Origin of the sequence: Nocardia sp. NPDC057440, assembly GCF_042802915.1 — a bacterium.
Lineage (GTDB): Bacteria > Actinomycetota > Actinomycetes > Mycobacteriales > Mycobacteriaceae > Nocardia.
On the sequence record NZ_JBHVDF010000001.1, the window covers coordinates 483,566 to 501,576 of the forward strand.

The following is an 18,011-nucleotide window of genomic DNA, read 5'->3' on the forward strand; positions in this document are numbered from 1 at the left end:
ATCGAGTCGGCCACTTCCGACTCGATCCCGACCGGCGTCGACTATCACCTGTTACCAGGTGTTATTCGACAGCGCCAGCACTATCGCGCGAACCTGCCCACACCTCGGCCAGTACCGATCCGATGCGGGCGAGCGCCGGGCCCGCCGTCATCCGCCAGTGTGTTTGCGCCACCGCGAAGTCGTGCACAGTGCCATCGACCGCTGCGACCCAGGTCGCGGCTCCGGCCATACCGACCGGCGCATCGTGGGCCGCGGTGAAGTAGACGAGGTCACCGTGGAAGGGGCGGGCCCGGTACTCGTACATGAGGGCCGCCGATCGAATACTCGCGTCGACCACTCGGGTAATCCGCTCGGGGCCGAACGAGGCGAACGGCTCCGGCAGTCCTGCCAACTGCTCGGCAAGCCTTGCCACGTCGATCTCCGCACCGAGGTCGAGGTCGACATCGCCGAACAATCCACCGACCAACTCGGCGATCGGCAGCGGCTCGGGCGCGGTGTCGGCTTCGACGGCCTCGCCGTCGATGGCGGTGGCCAAGAAGCTGTCCATCATCGCCAGCAGCCCGACCTGCTCGCCCTCGTCCTGGAGCTGCACAGCGATGGCGTGTGCGATGACACCACCGAGCGACCAGCCCAACACGTGGTACGGCCCCTGCGGCTGCACCGAACGAATCTCCTTGATGTAGCGCCGCGCCCAATCTTCGATCGAATCCGGCAGTGCTTCATCGGAGCCGAGCGAGGGTGACTGCAACCCGTAGATCGGCCGCTCCCGATCGACGTGCGCGGCCAGACCAGCGAACGACCAGGACAGACCGCCGACCGGATGAATGCAGAACAGTGGCTCCAGCGATCCCGACTGCCGCAACGGCAGCAACACCTCGAACGCGGAATCGTCGGCGACCTGGCCGCCGCGGCGCCGTTCCACCTCGGTGGCCAGCTCCGCCGGAGTAGGCGCGTTGAACACCCACATGACCGGAATACGTTCGCCGAGCGCCGTGCTCAGCAGGCGCACCAGTTTCGTCGCGACCAATGAGTTTCCGCCACGCTCGAAGAAGTTGTCGTCCAACCCGATTCGACCATCCGCCGCGCTACCGTCGGTGCTCTCGGTAAGACCGAGCGCCTCGGCGAACGTCCGCGCGACGATCTTCTCGACCGGCGTCGACGGCGCGCGGAACGTCCGCGCCGCGAATACCGGTTCGGGCAGCGCACGACGGTCCAGCTTGCCGACCGGCGTCAACGGAATACGGTCGAGCACGGTAATGGTGGTCGGGACCATGTGCGCGGGCAGCCGCTGCTGCGCGAACGCGGTCAACTCGTCGGCATCGACTTCGGCCGCGCCGACCACATGCACATAAGCGGCCAGAATCGTTGTGCCGTTGTCGAGTTCGTGGCCGATGGTCGCCGCGAAGTCGACGTTCTGGTGTGCGCTGAGCACCGCATCGATCTCGCCGAGCTCGATGCGGAAACCGCGAATCTTCACCTGGAAGTCATTGCGCCCCACGTATTCCAGTTCGCCGTCCGCAGTCCACCGCACCAGGTCGCCGGTGCGGTATATGCGAGAACCACTGGTGCCGAACGGATTGGGAATGAACCGTCCGGCGCTCAGCCCAGGGCGTGCGTGATAGCCGCGCGCCAGCTGTGCCCCGGCGATGTAGAGCTCGCCGATCACGCCATCGGGCACCGGCCGCAGCCGCTCGTCGAGAACATACTCGCCGATCTCGCGGATCGGGCCGCCGATCGTCACCGGCGCGCCCGGCACCATCGGGGCGCTGATGTTCGTCATGATCGTGGTCTCGGTCGGCCCGTAGCCATTGAAGAACTCGCGGGCGCCCCGCTGCCCGATCGGCAAGGCCCAACGCCGGACCAGATCCGGCGGGCATGCCTCACCGCCGGCAACCACGGCACGCAGGTCGTCGAGGCCGGTCGGATCCACCGAGGCAAGGGCTGCCGGGGTGACGAACGCGTGCGTCACCCGCTCACGGCCCAACAGCGCCGCCAGTTCGCCACCGCCGTAGACCGCGGGCGAGACCACCACCATCGTTGCCGCGCCGCCGAGTGCCAGGAGCAGCTCCAGCACCGACGCGTCGAAAGCGGGTGACGCGAAATGCAGGGTGCGCGAGGTATCGGTCACCCGGTACCGAACGCGCTGCTCCTCGCAGAAGCCCGCCAGCCCGGCTTGGGTGACCGTCACGCCTTTCGGCGTGCCTGTCGACCCTGATGTGTAGATCACGTAGGCCGGATGCTCGCCGCGCAGCGGCCGCACGCGGTCGTCGTCGGTAATCGGCGCGTCCGGATGCTCCGCCCCAGCGGCGTCGAATCCCTGCGCCTCGATATCCAGCCATTCGATCTGGTCCGGCAGGTCGTCGCGGACCGAAGCGACGCTGAGTCCGAGCACCGCACCGCAGTCCGACACCGTGTGCGCGATCCGCTCGGCCGGATAATTCGGGTCGACCGGCACGAATCCCGCACCGGTCTTGGCCACCGCCCACACCGCGAGCACGGACTCCACCGACCGCGGAATTCCTACCACCACAAGATCTTCGGGACCGATCCCGCGGTCGATCAGCGACCGCGCGAGCCGGGTCGACCTGGTGTCGAGTTCGGCGTAGGTCAGCTGCGCCGAGGTCGTCGTCGCATCGGCGAAGACGACGGCGGTACCGAGGGGGTTCGCGCGCACCGCGGCCGCCATCAGCTCCGGCATGGTGGCCGGCCGTGCTCGCTCGGTCCCGGCAGGACTCGCACCGGCCATCGACTGGCCGGGCCGCACCCGAGTCAGGTATTCGTATTCGGATTCAGCCAGCAGGGACACATCACCGACCGGCGCATCCGGCCGGGCGAGAATCGTGTCAAGCAATCGGACGAATCGCTGCGCGAACACCCGCACCGTGTCCTCGTCGAACAAGTCGCGTGCATAGGCGAACGCCGCGTGCACGCCCTCGTCCGTCCGGCGGATGTTCAGTGCCAGATCGAGCTTTTCGGTATCGACCCCCGCATCGGTGTCGACCGACAGCGCCACTTGGAACAGCGGGTGCCGAGCCGGCGAGCGCTGCGGGTTCAGCAGATCGACCAGCTGATCGAACGGAATATCGGCGTGCGCGAACGCATCCAGTTCCGCGGCGTGCGCCTGCGCGAGCAGTTCGGCGAACGTGGCGTTGCCGCGCACCAGGGTGCGCAGCACCACCGTATTGACGAATGCGCCTGTGGCTTCGCCTGATTCGGTTACGGCTCGACCTGTGGCCTGCGACCCGACGACGATATCGCCGGAGGCCGACATGCGCGCGAGGAACACCGCGAGCGCGGTGTGCACAACGGTGAAGATCGTCGTCTCCCGCTCGCGGGCCATGGCCTGAAGTCCCCGGTACACGGAATCCTCGACCTCGAAAAGCACCTGCCCGACCATGGCCGATCGGACTGCGGGACGTCGCCGATCCGCGGGCAGATTCAGCTCATCCGGCAGCTCGGCGAGTGCGCCGCGCCAGTACTTGGCCTGCGTGATCAGATCGGTGTGCGCGGCGTCGAGCACCGAGTTCGTCGCCGCGATGCTGCGCTGCGGCGCCGCGATCAATTCGGTGATCAGTATCCGCAATCGTTCCACGATGTCGCGCGCCACCGCATCGGTCACGGTGTCGCGCCGGTGCATCACCTTCACATGAATCTGGGCGCCCATCTCGACCTGCACGGAGAACGGGTAGTGCGTGAACTCGGCCGACTGCAACCCCGCGACCGCGAGGCCGTCGATATTGCTGCCCGCCTGCTGCAATCCGTCGGCATCGACAGGGTAGGACTGGAAAGCAACCAGTGTGTCGAACAATTCGCCGACACCGATGGCGCGCTGGACATCGGCCAATCCGAGGTAGTGATGATCCAGCAGCGCGACCTGCTCGCCCTGCAGCCTGCCCAGCAGCTCGTGCACCGTCATCCGCGGATCGACGCGGACCCGGACCGGGATGGTGTTCACGAACAGTCCGACCATGTCGTCGACACCGTCCAATTGCGGCGGCCGCCCGGAAACAGCGGCGCCGAACACCACATCGTCGCGGTCGGTGATGCCAGCGAGCACCAGCGCCCATGCGGCCTGTACCACCGTGTTGGCGGTGACCTCGGCCGCGGCGGCGAACGCCGTCAGCTCTGCTGAGGACAGCTCGAAGGTGTTGGTGCCGAAGCCGGCCGCCGAAGCCGGTGGCGACGGCAGCGCCGGGGCGAGCAGGGTCGGCTCCGCCCCGTCCATCGCCGCGCCCCAGGCCCGCACGGTGAGTTCCCGATCCTGCGCTGACAGCCAGGCCAGGTAATCGCGATAGGGCCGTACCCGCGGCAGCAACGACGCATCACCGTGCGTCGCGTAGAAGACCATGAGGTCTTTCATCAGCAGCGGCGTCGACCAGCCATCCAGCAGAATATGATGCGAAGTCAGCACCAGGTGGGTACGCCCGGTTTCGGTGCGGTACACCGTGAATCGCAACAGCGGCGCTGTCGCCGGTTCGAATCCGAGCCGTCGATCGGCCGCCATCATCGACGTCAGAGCGGCATCTGGAACCTCATCGACAATCCGCCACGGCACCTGGACGCCGTCGGCGATCAGTTGCACCTGGGTGCCGTCCGCGGCGGGTACGAAGGCGGCCCGCAGATTCGCGTGCCGGTCCAGCATCGCCTGCGCAGCACGACGCATCCGATCCAGATCGAGATCGCCGGACAGCTCGACCGCCAATTGCGTGACGTAGGCATCCACCGAACCGGCCAGCAGATCCATCAGGAAGAGCAACCCGGACTGCAGCGGTGACAGCGGCAATACATCCACCAGACCGGGATGCTCCCGCTGCCACATGTCCAACTCCGCCTGGGAAACTCGCACCAGCGGCACATCCGACGGCGTGAGACCACCGGCCGCCGGATCCGCCACATGCCGAGCCACCGCGCTCAGCGCGGCAAGCCAATCATCGGCCAGCTCGCGCACCGCCGCCTCGTCGAGAATCTCACCGGCGTACTGGAACACGACATTCATCAGCGGGCCCGCGTCCGTGTCGGTCACAATCGCGTTGATGTCCACCACCGCGGCGGCGGGCATGGCGGGATCCTGGTCCGCGCCGAGACTGCCCAGATCGCCGGTCGGCAGCCAGCCCGCATCGGCCAGCCCCTCGGGCACCCCGCCCGTGGAGACCCGCCCCAGGTAGTTGAACCCGATCTGCCCGAGATCGCCGGCCAGTGCGGCGGCGGTGTCGGGATTGAGATGGCGCAGCATACCGAAGCCGATGCCCTTGTCCGGCACCGTGAGCAGCTGCTCCTTCACCGACTTCAGCATGGCCGCCGTCGCTGCCCCGCCGGCGTTGGCCGCATCGATGTCGACACCGGACAGATCGACCGCCACGGGATAGAGACTGGTGAACCAGCCGACGGTGCGCGTCAGATCCGCACCGGGGACCGCATCCTCCTCGCGGCCGTGTCCTTCCAACCGCACCCGAGTGACCGGTGCGTCGATGCCGCGCCTGGCTCGCCATGAACGCACCGCGAGAGCGAGCGCCGCGAGCAAACCGTCGTTGACGCCACCCCGATACAGCGCGGGCACGGTGGTCAACACCGCCTCGGTCACCTCGGCCGGTACCTGGACCGAGAACTGGCGCACCGTCGCATGGGTGTCCACCGCAGGGTCGAGGGCGCGGACGCCGAGCAGCGGATCCGATGCCGCCAGCAAGCCGCGCCAGTAGTCGAGCTCACCGATCCGAATGGCGCCCGCGGCCTCCTCGACCAGACCGTGCGCCCAGCGCCGGAACGACGTGCCGGTGGCGGGCAGCGCGATAGGCTGCCCGGCCGCACGCTGAACCCAGGCCAGCACCAGATCCGGGATCAGAATGCGCCACGACACACCGTCGATCACATCGTGATGAGCCGCGACGATCAGCGCGTCACGTGCGTCCGGCCTGCGCAACCACCGCAACGCCAGCATCACGCCCGAGGCGGGATCCAGCGCGGCGAGCGCGGAATCCATAGCGACGCTGCCGATTCGGTTCAGCTCTGCGTCGTCGACACCGGCGGGTACCTCGACTTCGCGCACCAGCGCGGCCGCGTCGACGGCGCCGTGAGCCTGCACCTCGAAGCGCCAATGTCCATCGACCTGCGCTACGCGCGAGCGCAGCACGTCGTGATGATCGAGCACCGCGCCGACAGTCGCGACCACACCCGCGTGATCGATATCCGCAGGCAGCCCGAGCACCATGGCCTGGGCGAACCGGCCGAACGAACCGGCCGCGAGCGAAGCGGCCACCACCGGCGTCAACGGGACCTCACCGACACCACCACCGGGCAGCTCGGCCAACTCCACCCGGGCGATGTCCCCCACGTTCACCGCGACCCTGGCCAGCTGGGCCACCGTCTTCTGCTCGAACACATCACGCGGGGTGAACACGATTCCGGCCGCCTTGGCCCGCGACACCAACTGAATCGACATGATGCTGTCGCCACCGACCGCGAAGAACGAATCGTCGACACCGACCCGATCCACACCGAGCACCTGGGCGAACAACCCGGCGAGCCGCGACTCCACCTCGCCGACGGGTTCACGCGACACCGTCACCTTGAACTCCGGCTCCGGCAACGCCTTACGATCCAGCTTGCCGATCGGAGTCAACGGGACCTCGTCGAGCACCACGATCGCCGCGGGCACCATGTACGGCGCGAGACTGCGCGCGGCGAACTCGGTGAGGCGCGCCGTATCGACCACGCGACCGGGCACCGCCAGCACATACGACACCAAAATCTGTGCGCCCGCTGCGGTCTCACGACCCATCGTGACCACGTATTCGACGTCGTCATGGCTGCCGAGCACCGCGTCGATCTCACCGAGCTCGATGCGGAAACCGCGGATCTTCACCTGGAAGTCGGTGCGCCCCAGATACTCCAGTGTCCAACCGGCCGGACCGGTCAGCTCGGGCACCCGGCGCACCAGGTCACCGGTCCGGTACATCCTGGATCCCGGCTCGCCCCACGGATTGGCGGTAAAGCGCTCCGAAGTCAGCTCAGCGCGATTGTTGTAGCCGCGGGCCAGTCCGGCGCCGGCCAGATACAACTCGCCGACCACACCCGGCGGGACCGGATTGAGCCTGCCGTCGAGTACCAGGGCAGAGGTCCCCGGCACCGGCGGTCCGATGGTCACCGGCCGCCCGGCGACCAGATCACCGTAGGAGCAGGTGATGGTGGATTCGGTCGGACCATAGGCGTTGAGATACCTGCGGCCCGGCTGCCATTTGTCGACCAGTTCCGTTGTCGTGACATCTCCGCCGACATCGACGACAACCAGGTCGTCCATCCCGGTCGGATCCAAGGTGCCGAGCACCGCCGGGGTGATGATCGTGTGTGTCGCGCGCTCGACACGGATCAGTTCACTGAGGTCGGGTCCACCGATAATGGTCGACGGCACGATCACCAAGGTCGCGCCGGTGGCGAAGGCGCACATCCATTCCAGCACCGAAGGGTCGGCAATGGTGGTGCGCACGTGCAGCATTCGATGCTGCGGCCCGAACCGGTGCAGTTCGATCGCGTAGTCGAGCAGGCTGGTGAGGCCGGTATGGGTGACCACGACACCCTTGGGGCGTCCCGTCGAGCCGGACGTGTAGATCACGTAGGCGGGGTGCCGAATGTGCAACGGCGACAGCCGATCGGCATCGGTGACCGGGGCCGCGGATTGCGCCGCGCACAGCTGCTCGAGCTCCGGATCGTCGAGAACCAGCCACTCCACGTCGTCGGGCAGATCATCGACATATTCGGCGAAGGTGACGCCGACAACCGCGGTGGAATCGGTGACCATGTATCGCACCCGATCCCGCGGATGCGTCGGGTCGACCGGCACCCACGCGCCACCGGCTTTCGCTACCGCCATCATGGCCGCGACCGTCTCGTAGGAGCGCGGGCAGCACAGCACAACCAGCTGGTCGGGACCGACGCCGCGATCGATCAGCACCCGCGCCAATCGCGAAGTGTGCTCGTCCAATTCGCCGTAACTGATCGACCGTCCTTGATACCGCACCGCGATGCGGTCGGCGCCCGATCGCACACCACGGGTCAAGATATCCGGCAGCAGGTCCGCGCCCGTGACATCGACCGGATGCACCCGGGTGAGCATCTCGTACTCGTCCTGGGCCAGCACCGGCAGATCGCCGACCGGCGCGTCGGGACTACCGGTGATCGCCGCGAGCACCCGGGTGAATCGCTCGACGAAACCGGCGACGGTGGCGGCGTCGAACAGATCCTCGGCGAACGACAGCGAGGCCGCCATCCCGCCATCGGCGCCCGTCGTCGCCTGAATGGTCAGCGACAGATCGAATTTCGCGGTGTCGACCTCGAAATCCACCGCGCCGATCCGCAACCCGGGGAGCTCGAAATCGGCATCGGGCAGGTTCTGGAACGACAGCATCACCTGGAACAGCGGCTGCCGCGCCGAGGAGCGCTCCGGACTCAGCACATCGACCAACCGCTCGAACGGCAGATCGGCATGCGCGAAGGCCTGCAGGTCGGCTTCCCTTGTCCGGGCGAGCAACTCGGTGAAACTCAGCTGCCCGGCCACCTCGGTGCGCAGTACAAGGGTGTTGACGAACATGCCGATCACGTCGTCGAGCTCGGCCTCGCCACGACCGGCCACCGGAGTGCCGATGGCGATATCGTCCGTACCCGACAATCGCGCGAGCAGCACCGCGAGCGCGGCGTGCATCACCATGAACAGCGTGGCGTTGTGCTCCTTCGCCAGCTGTACCAACGCCGCGTGCCGCTCGGCATCGATCACGAAATCGATGCGGCCACCGGCGAAGGACTGCACCGCGGGACGCGGCCGGTCCGACGGCAGGTTCAGTTCATCCGCCAGCCCGGCCAACGCCTGCGTCCAGTACGACAACTGCTGTCCGGCAAGCGATTCCGGATCGGATTCGGAACCGAGCACAGCCCGCTGCCACAATGCGAAATCCGCGTACTGCACCGGCAGGGGAGCCCATGCCGGCGCATCGCCACCACTGCGTGCCGCATACGCCAGCATCAAGTCGCGGGTCAATGGTCCCATCGACCAGCCGTCGGCACTGATGTGATGCGCGACGAGCACCAGCACATATTCGTCTTCCGCATCGACACCATCGACCCGGAACAGCTTGGCGCGCAACGGAACCTCGGTGGTCACATCGAAGCCCGCGACAACCAGCCCGCCGATCCGTTCGCGCAACGCGGCGGCATCGACCCGCTCCGGGGAGACGTCCGGCACCGCCTGCCCGGGCGGCAGAACCGATTGGTACGCGATGCCGTCATGTGCCGGGTAGACCGTGCGCAGCACCTCGTGACGGGCCACGACATCCGCGACGGCCTGTTGCAGCGCGGCGAGATCCAGATCGCCGGACAGTCGCACGGCGATCGGAATGTTGTATGCCGCGGACGCGGTATCGAATTGGTTCAGGAACCACATCCGCTGCTGGGCGAGCGACAGTGGAATACGCTCCGGCCGCGGACCGGCTACCAGCGCGGCGCGGCCGCCGGAACCCGCGTGCTCGGCCAGCGTGGCGGCCAGCCCGGCGACGGTCGGCGTCTCGAACAGCCAGCGCGCCCGAACGCGAGTATCCAGGGCCGCCCCCAAGCGGGCCGTCAGCTGCGTGGCGATCAGTGAGTTGCCGCCGAGTGCGAAGAAATCGTCATCGGCGCCGACCTCGGCGTCGGTACCGAGCAGTTCGGCGAAAGTATCGGCGACCAACGTCTCGACCGCCCCCGACGGGGCGCGGAAAACCTTGGTACGCAACTGCGGCGTGGGCAGTGCCCCCCGATCCAGCTTGCCGACCGGCGTCAGCGGAATCTCATCGAGCACCATGATGGTGGTCGGCACCATATGCGCGGGCAGGCGGCGCTCGGCCAGCGCCGTCAGCTCCGCCGGATCCACCGGCACACCGTTCGCGGCATGCACATACGACACGAGGATCGTGCCTGCGTTCTCCAGTTGGTGCCCGATGGTCACGGCGAAATCGACGGTCTCGTGTTCGGCGAGGACCGCGTCGATCTCGCCGAGCTCGATCCGGAAGCCGCGGATCTTCACCTGGAAGTCGTTGCGCCCCAGATACTCCAGCTCCTGATCCGCGGTCCAGCGGACCAGGTCGCCGGTGCGATAGAGCCGAGAGCCGGGCGAGCCGAACGGATCGGCCACAAACCGGGTTGCCGTCAGCCCTGGCCGATCGTGATATCCGCGGGCCAGCTGCGCCCCGGAGACATAGAGTTCGCCGGCCACTCGGTCCGGTACCGGCGTCAGCTGCGCGTCCAACGCGTATTCGGTGATCGCCCGAATCGGGCTGCCGATGGTCACCGGCGCGCCCGGGGTCATCGGTGCGCTGATATTGACCATGATGGTGGTCTCGGTAGGCCCGTAACCATTGAAGAACTCGCGAGTTCCCGTGGATATCGGTAACACCCAGCGCCGCACCAGCTCTGGCGGGCATGCCTCGCCACCGGCCACCACAACCCGCAACTCATCGAGTCCCTCGGGTGGCAGCGAAGCAAGGACGGACGGGGTGATGAACCCATGCGTCACTCGCTCCCGGCGCAAGAGCTCGGCCAGCTCGTCACCGCCGTATACGGTCGGCGACACCACGACCATCGTCGCGGCCCCGCCGAGCGCCAGCAACAATTCCAGCACCGACGCGTCGAAGGAAGGCGACGCGAAGTGCAGAGTCCGCGATGCGGCAGTCACCCGATAGCGCTCACGCTGCTCATCGCAGAAACTCGACAGCCCCGCCTGTGTGACGATCACGCCCTTCGGCGTGCCCGTCGATCCGGAGGTATAGATCGCGTAGGCGGGGTGCTCAGCACGCAATGGCCGTACCCGGTCGGCATTGGTGACCGGATCCGCCGGGTACTCCCCCAGCAGCTGCCCCAGCTCGGCGGTGTCGATTTCCAGCCACTCGACCCGGTCGGGGAGGTCCGCGCGCACCGACGCCACGGTCAGTCCGAGCACAGCTCCGGAATCCGACACCATGTGCGCGACACGATCGGCAGGATAGTTCGGGTCGACGGGAACAAACCCGGCGCCGCACTTGGCGATCGCCCACACCGCGACCACCGACTCCACCGACCGCGGAATACCCACGGCGACCAAGTTCTCCGGCCCGACGCCGTGGTCGATCAGCAGTCTGGCCAGCCGGTTGGATCGGTTGTCGAGTTCGGCGTAGCTCAGCTGTGCGAAAGTCGTGGTGGCGTCGGCGAGAACGAGCGCGACGCCGCCGGGGTTCGACTCCACCGCGGTCGCCATGAGCTGCGGCAATGTTGTGACGCGGACTTTGCGGGTTCGGGTAGGACGAACGCGAGTGGGGCGGCTCATGCTTGCGTCACCGTTCGATCACAGCAACGCTGGGCCACCGGCCAATCCCCCAACACATCGAACATCGCAGAACTTTCCCAACCGCTTGTAAACGCAAGAACACGTGACGCGGGGCGTACCCCACAACAGCAGATACCGATTACGAACGCGGGTTCGTTACCGGCTCCCGGACGTCAGTAGCTCATCGAGCAAGACGAGCGCGACCGACCCCGGCACAGCTACCGACGCGACCGTCGACCCCGCATCGAGCACGACGGTCTGGAGATCCGCCGGCAAGGTCATATCCATCGCGTCGAGGGTCGCGCGATCGGCAAGCAGGTGGGTCAACCATTTCATCGGCCAGCGACGTCGCCGGATCGGCGGCGTCGCGAACAATGACCAGCGAGGCTCCCGCCGCGACCGCCTCGAGCGGCACGACAGGTGAGTCCGGCCGTCCGCGCTGGAAGGAAGGTGCGGGACTCGACGGTCAGGCCGGTACGGGTGCTGCTCGGTCTGCCGACCCGGCCGCGGCACCACAAAGCCGACCGACTGCGCCGGTGACCGACGACACCACCAGTGCCACCGCCTGGCTCACGCCAGGCTGAGCGAGCGGCGCCGTCTCGGTTTCACCTCCATCGAATGTGCGCACGCTGTGTTACTCCCCGGTAACTTACATTATCGCTCCAGGGCCGGCCCCGCGTGTCGCAATGGCAGATTTTCTGACTATTCGATGGTTCAGACTCTCGCCCAGGCGCTCGTCTAGACCGCGGAGCGAGGCAAGACCGCACCCAAGACCGCGCCGATCTCGGTCAGCGCGGAATCGGTCGTCATGCGCCAGTGCGTGGACTGCACCGGGTAGTTGTGCACAGCGCCCGATACCGCCTCGACCCATGTCCCGGCACCCGCACTGCCGGTCGCGTCATCGTGGGCGGCGGTGAAGTACACGACATCACCGACGAATGGTCGCGCACGGTATGCACCGATGAAGGTCGCCGAGCGAATACCGGCCTCCAGCACCCGGGCGATCCGCTCGGCTCCGAACGAGGCGAACGGCTCGGGCAGGTCGGCAAGTCGCCGCGCGAGCTCGGTCACGTCCACATCCGCGCCGAGGCTCAGATCGGTCGCCTGGCCGCCGAGCAGTCCGCCGAGCAGTTCGGCAATCGGCACGGCCGCCGTCGCACCATGCGTCGCAACCAGATGGCTGTCCATCATCGCGAGCAGCGCGACCTGCTGGCCTTCGCTCTGCAGCTGCACCGCCATGGCGTGCGCGAGCACGCCACCCAGCGACCAGCCGAGCAGGTGATAGGGCCCGTCGGGCTGTACCGCGCGGACTTCCTTGACGTAGCGGCGCGCCCAGTCGTCGATCGAATCCGGTAGCGCCTCATCCGAACCGAGTACCGGCGACTGTAAACCGTAGATCGGCCGGTTCTGATCGAGATGAGCCGCCAAGCCCGCGAACGACCAGGCGATGCCACCGATCGGATGGACACAGAACAGCGGCGCGGCCGTGCCGGATCGACGCAGCGGCAGCATCACATCGAACGCGGCGCCGACATCGAGCCGGCCGACTCCGCGTGCTTGCAACTGGGCAACCAGTTCCGCCGGGGTGGGTCCGGTGAACAACAGCATCACCGGAACCTGTTGGGCCAGTGCCGCACCCAGCCGTGCGGCCAACTTGGTGGCGACCAGCGAATTGCCACCGAGCTCGAAGAAGTTGTCATCCAAGCCGATTCGCTCGACACCGAGCACCTCGGCGAACGCATGACAGGCGAGTGTTTCCCACTCGGTGACCGGTGCCCGATAGACGCGCACGGTGGTCTCCGGCTCCGGCAACGCCTTTCGATCCAGCTTGCCGTTCATATTCAGCGGCAATGCGTCCAGCACCACGAAAGCGTCGGGGACCATGTAGGACGGCAGGGCAGCACTGAGCGCGGACCTCACCTCGGCCACATCGACACCCTCGGCAAGATCGGCAGGCACCAGATAGGCCACCAGGCGATCACCGGTCTTGGTGTCGGACTTCGCGAGTACGACGGTCTGAGCGAGTGACGGCAGCACCGCAAGCGCGGCCTCGATCTCACCCAGCTCGATACGGAAACCACGGACCTTCACCTGGAAGTCGGTGCGGCCCCGGTACTCCAACACGCCGTCGGTATTCCAGACCACCAGGTCACCGGTCCGATACATGCGGCTGCCCGATCCGAAGGGGTTGGCCACGAACCGATCCGCGGTCAGATCCGGTCGGCCGAAGTAGCCGCGGGCCAGTTGCGCGCCCGCGAGGTACAACTCCCCGGCGACGCCGGGCGGGACGGGCCGCAGTCGCGCATCGAGCACATAGATTTGGCTGTTCCACTCGGGCAGACCGATCGGCACCGACACCGTGTCGGCGGCGGTCACCCGATGGCTGGCGATGGACACCGCCGCCTCGGTCGGACCATAGAGGTTGAACAGGTCCTTCACCGGATAGGTGCGCAGGAAGCGTTGCGCGAGCGCGCGGGGCAGCGCCTCCCCGATGGCCAGCACCCGGCGCAGTGTGAAGGGCAGGCGGCCGTCCAACAGCGCGTCGAGCATCGACGGCACCACATGCAGTGTCGTGATCGATTCGCGCGCCATCAGGTCATTCAGGTAGGCCGGGTCGCGATGCCCGTCCGGCGCGGCGATGACCAGCCTGCCGCCACACACGGTCGCCGACCAGAACTCCCACACCGAAAGGTCGAATGTCGCGGCCGTCTTCAACAGCATGGCGTCACCCGGACCGAGCCCGAATTCTGCTGCCTTCCAGAGCAACTGGTTGGCAATGGCACCGTGTGAGACCGCGACGCCCTTGGGACGCCCGGTCGAACCGGACGTGAAAATCACATACGCGGTGTGCCGCGGATCCACCGGCGCGACGCGCTCCGCATCGGCGATCGGCGCGTCCGAAATACCTGCCTGCTCGAGCGCTTCCATCCGCACCACAGGTGCCACCGTGCCGACGAAGTCCTCGGCAGCGCTGGTCAGCACGCACACGGGCCGGGCAGTTTCGAGGATATAGCCGGTTCGCTCGGCAGGCTGATCCGGATCCACCGGCACATACGCACCACCGGCCCGTGCCACCGCATACATGGCGACCACAAGGTCCACCGAGCGGCGCAAGGCAAGAGCAACCCTGGCATCCGGGCCGACGCCCTGTGAAATCAGGTACCTGGCAAGGCGATTCACTCGCGAGTCCAGCTCACGGTAGGTCATCGAGTTGCCGTCGGCACCGACCAATGCCACCGCGCCCGGTGCGGCGGTCGTCGTCGCGTCCAGCAACGACACCAAGGTCGCCGCCGAATCCACCGGATGTTCGGTGGCGTTTCGGCCGACCACCAACGCGACCCGCTCGGCCGCGTCGAGCATGTCGATGTCACCGACCGCGCCGCGCGGCTCGGCGATAATCGCACTGAGCAACCGCTGGAACCGCTCGACGAAGTCACGCGCCGTCGACTCGTCGAACAATCCGATGGCGTAGGTGAGGGCTCCACCTATCCCGGCCGGATTTCCCTCCGCGTCGTAGCTGTCGCCCACGATCCAGTGCAGATCGAACTGCGACACCGCGGCATCGAAATCCACACCCGATACCGTCAGGTCCGCCAGCTCCAGTTCGGACTTGGCCAGGTTCTGGAACGACAGACCCACTTGGAACAGCGGATGGCGCGCGGTCGAGCGCACCGGGTTGAGCACCTCGACAAGGCGCTCGAACGGCACATCCGCATGCGCGAGCGCCTGGATATCCGATTCCCGTTGGCGCGCGAGTAAATCCGTGAACGACTCGTCCGCGTCGATCCGGGTGCGGAACACCAAGGTGTTGACGAACATGCCGATCAGGTCGTCGAGTTCACGCTCACCACGACCCGCCATCGGTGTACCGATCGCGATATCGTCGGTTCCGGACAAACGGGCCAACAGCAACGCGAGTGCGGTGTGCACGACCATGAACAGCGTCGCGCCTTCGCCCCGCGCCAATTGCACCAAGCCCTGGTGCGTTTCGGCGTCGATTCGCACCTCGACCTTGCCGCCGGCGAACGACTGCACCGCCGGCCGCGGCCTATCCGTCGGCAGATCCAACTGATCCGGCAGCTCCGCGAGCGCACCCCGCCAGTACGCGATCTGCTTGGCCGCCAACGACTCCGCGTCGTCCTCGCCACCCAGTAGTTCACGCTGCCAGATGCTGAAGTCCGCGTACTGCACTGCGAGCGGCGCCCACTCCGGCGCCAGGTCCACCGATCGCGCCGCGTACGCCGTCATCAGATCACGCGTCAACGGACCGATCGAGGACCCGTCGCCCGCGATATGGTGCACAACCAGCGCAAGGACGTATTCGCCATCGGACTCCTCGAGCCGGAACAACCCGGCTCGCAACGGCACCTCGGCGGTCACATCGAAGACCGTCGACAGGAACTGCGCCACCACGGACTCGATCTCCCGCGCGCCGACCACCTGGACGTCCAACTGCGGCGCGGCCTGCTCCGCGGACAGGATCGCCTGCACCGGACCGTCCGCGGTCTCCGGGTAAATGGTCCGCAACACCTCGTGCCTGGCAACGAGATCCGCGACAGCCGCGGCGAGAGCTCGGGTATCCAGCGCACCACGCAAGCGGACCGCGATCGGAATGTTGTAGGCCGTCGACTCCGGATCGAACCGGTTCAGGAACCACATCCGCTGCTGCGCGAGCGACAAGGGAATCCGCTCCGGCCGTGGACCGGCGACCAGCGCGGTACGTCCGCCGGAGCCCGTATGCTCCGCCAGCACGGCGGCCAGTCCTGCGACGGTCGGCGTCTCGAACAGCCAGCGCGCCTGAACGCGGGTATCCAGCGCCGCGCCCAAACGGGCCATCAGCTGGGTCGCGATCAGCGAGTTTCCGCCGAGCGCGAAGAAGTCATCGTCGGCGCCGACCTGCTCGTCGGTACCGAGTACCTCGGCGAACATACTCGCCACCACGGTCTCGAACGGATCCGAAGGGGCACGGAAAACCTTGGTGCGCAACTGTGGTGCGGGCAGCGCCCGGCGATCCAACTTGCCGACCGGCGTCAGCGGAATCTCGTCGAGCACCATGATGACGGTCGGCACCATATGGGCGGGCAGGCTCCGCTCGGCCAACGCCGTCAACTGCACCGGATCCGCGGACATGCCGTCCGCGCCATGCACATACGACACGAGAATCGTGCTGCCGCTGTCGAGTTCGTGACCGACGGTGACAGCGAAATCGGTGGTCTCATGGGCGGCCAAGATCGCGTCGATCTCGCCGAGTTCGATACGGAAGCCACGGATCTTTACCTGGAAATCGTTGCGCCCCAGGTATTCCAACTCCTGGTCCGGGGTCCAACGGACCAGGTCACCGGTGCGGTAGAGCCGAGAGCCGGGCGGGCCGAAGGGATCCGCGACGAACCGGACAGCGGTCAACCCCGGCCGGTCGTGATATCCGCGAGCCAGCTGTGCGCCGGAGATGTAGAGCTCGCCTGGCACCCGGTCCGGGACCGGAGCCAGCCGATCATCCAGCACGAACTCGGTGATCGCGCGGATCGGCCCACCGATCGTCACCGGCTCGCCGGGCGTCATCGGCGCGGAGATGTTGGTCATGATGGTGGTCTCAGTGGGACCGTAACCATTGAAGAACTCGCGAGTTCCACCGGGAATCGGTAAGGCCCAGCGCCGCACCAACTCCGGCGGGCACGCTTCACCACCCGCCACCACGACACGCAGTTCGTCGAGTCCCTCGGGCGGGAGCGAGGCGAGTGCCGCCGGGGTGATGAACCCGTGCGTCACCCGCTCCCTGCGCAGCAACTCGGCCAGCTCGTCACCGCCATAGACGGTTGGGGAAACCACCACCATCGTCGCGGCGCCACCGAGTGCAAGCAGCAACTCCAGCACCGACGCGTCGAACGACGGCGATGCGAAATGCAGCGTCCGCGACGCGGACGTCACCCGATACCGCTCGCGCTGCTCGTCACAGAAACTCGACAGGCCGGCCTGGGTGACGACCACGCCCTTCGGAAGGCCCGTCGATCCCGATGTGTAGATCGCATAGGCGGGATGCTCGGCGCGCAACTGGCGCGCCCGATCCGCGTTGGTGACCGGATCCGCCGGAAATTGCCGCAGCAGCTGCCCGAGCTCCGGGGTATCGATTTCCAGCCATTCGACCTGGCCGGGCAGGTCGGAGCGCGCCGACGCCACGGTCAGTCCGAGCACAGCTCCGGAATCGGAGACCATGTGCGCGACACGATCGGCCGGATAGTTCGGGTCGACGGGAACGAAGCCCGCACCGCTCTTGGCGATCGCCCACACCGCGACCACCGACTCCACCGACCGCGGAATGCCCACCACGACCAGATCTTCGGGTCCGATCCCATGGTCGATCAGCAGTCGGGCCAGTCGGGTCGACCGGTCGTCGAGTTCTGCATAGCTCAGCTGCGCGTGGGTCGTCGTGGCATCGGCGAAGACGAGCGCGACACCGCCGGGGTTCGACTCCACGGCGGTCGCCATCAGCTGCGGCAGCGTTGTGACGCGGGCTTTGCGGGTTCGGGTGGGACGTACGCGAGTGGGGCAGCTCATGCCACCGTCACCGCCCGACGGCAGTACCGCGGGGCTAGTCGCCCATTCCCGAACACACCGAGCATTGCAGAACTCTTCCTGTCGCTTGTTTTGCACAAGAACACAAGTAACTGGGCGTATGCCACAGAAGCGGCTACCG

The 18,011-nt window shown here is 67.0% G+C and carries 3 protein-coding genes and 1 pseudogene; 1 reads left to right on the plus strand and 3 read right to left on the minus strand.

The features are described from left to right. Nucleotides 1-61: 61 nt before the first annotated feature. Nucleotides 62-11,314 (minus strand): annotated as a pseudogene (locus ACFU4Z_RS02120) (amino acid adenylation domain-containing protein); the annotation flags it as partial. A 162-nt stretch (nt 11,315-11,476) separates the two neighbouring features. Continuing rightward, nucleotides 11,477-11,656, minus strand: a complete 180-nt coding sequence (locus ACFU4Z_RS02125) for a hypothetical protein (protein ID WP_379058985.1) — start codon at nt 11,654-11,656, stop codon at nt 11,477-11,479. A gap of 38 nt (nt 11,657-11,694) precedes the next feature. Here ACFU4Z_RS02125 and ACFU4Z_RS02130 point away from each other — a divergent pair, with 38 nt between their 5' ends. Continuing rightward, entirely contained in the window at nt 11,695-11,904 is a 210-nt protein-coding gene (locus tag ACFU4Z_RS02130; protein ID WP_379058988.1) for a hypothetical protein, read from the plus strand. 154 nt (nt 11,905-12,058) lie between these two features. On the opposite strand, the gene ACFU4Z_RS02135 is transcribed toward ACFU4Z_RS02130, so the two are convergent. Next, nucleotides 12,059-17,968, minus strand: coding sequence for an amino acid adenylation domain-containing protein (locus ACFU4Z_RS02135; protein ID WP_379058990.1), 5,910 nt, complete (start codon nt 17,966-17,968; stop codon nt 12,059-12,061). Nucleotides 17,969-18,011 lie beyond the last annotated feature (43 nt).

Bases quoted from the DNA above. Each gene is read 5' to 3' on its own strand.
- ACFU4Z_RS02125 (WP_379058985.1), bottom strand. From the start codon at position 11,656: ATGAAATGGTTGACCCACCTGCTTGCCGATCGCGCGACCCTCGACGCG.
- ACFU4Z_RS02130 (WP_379058988.1), top strand. From the start codon at position 11,695: ATGACCAGCGAGGCTCCCGCCGCGACCGCCTCGAGCGGCACGACAGGT.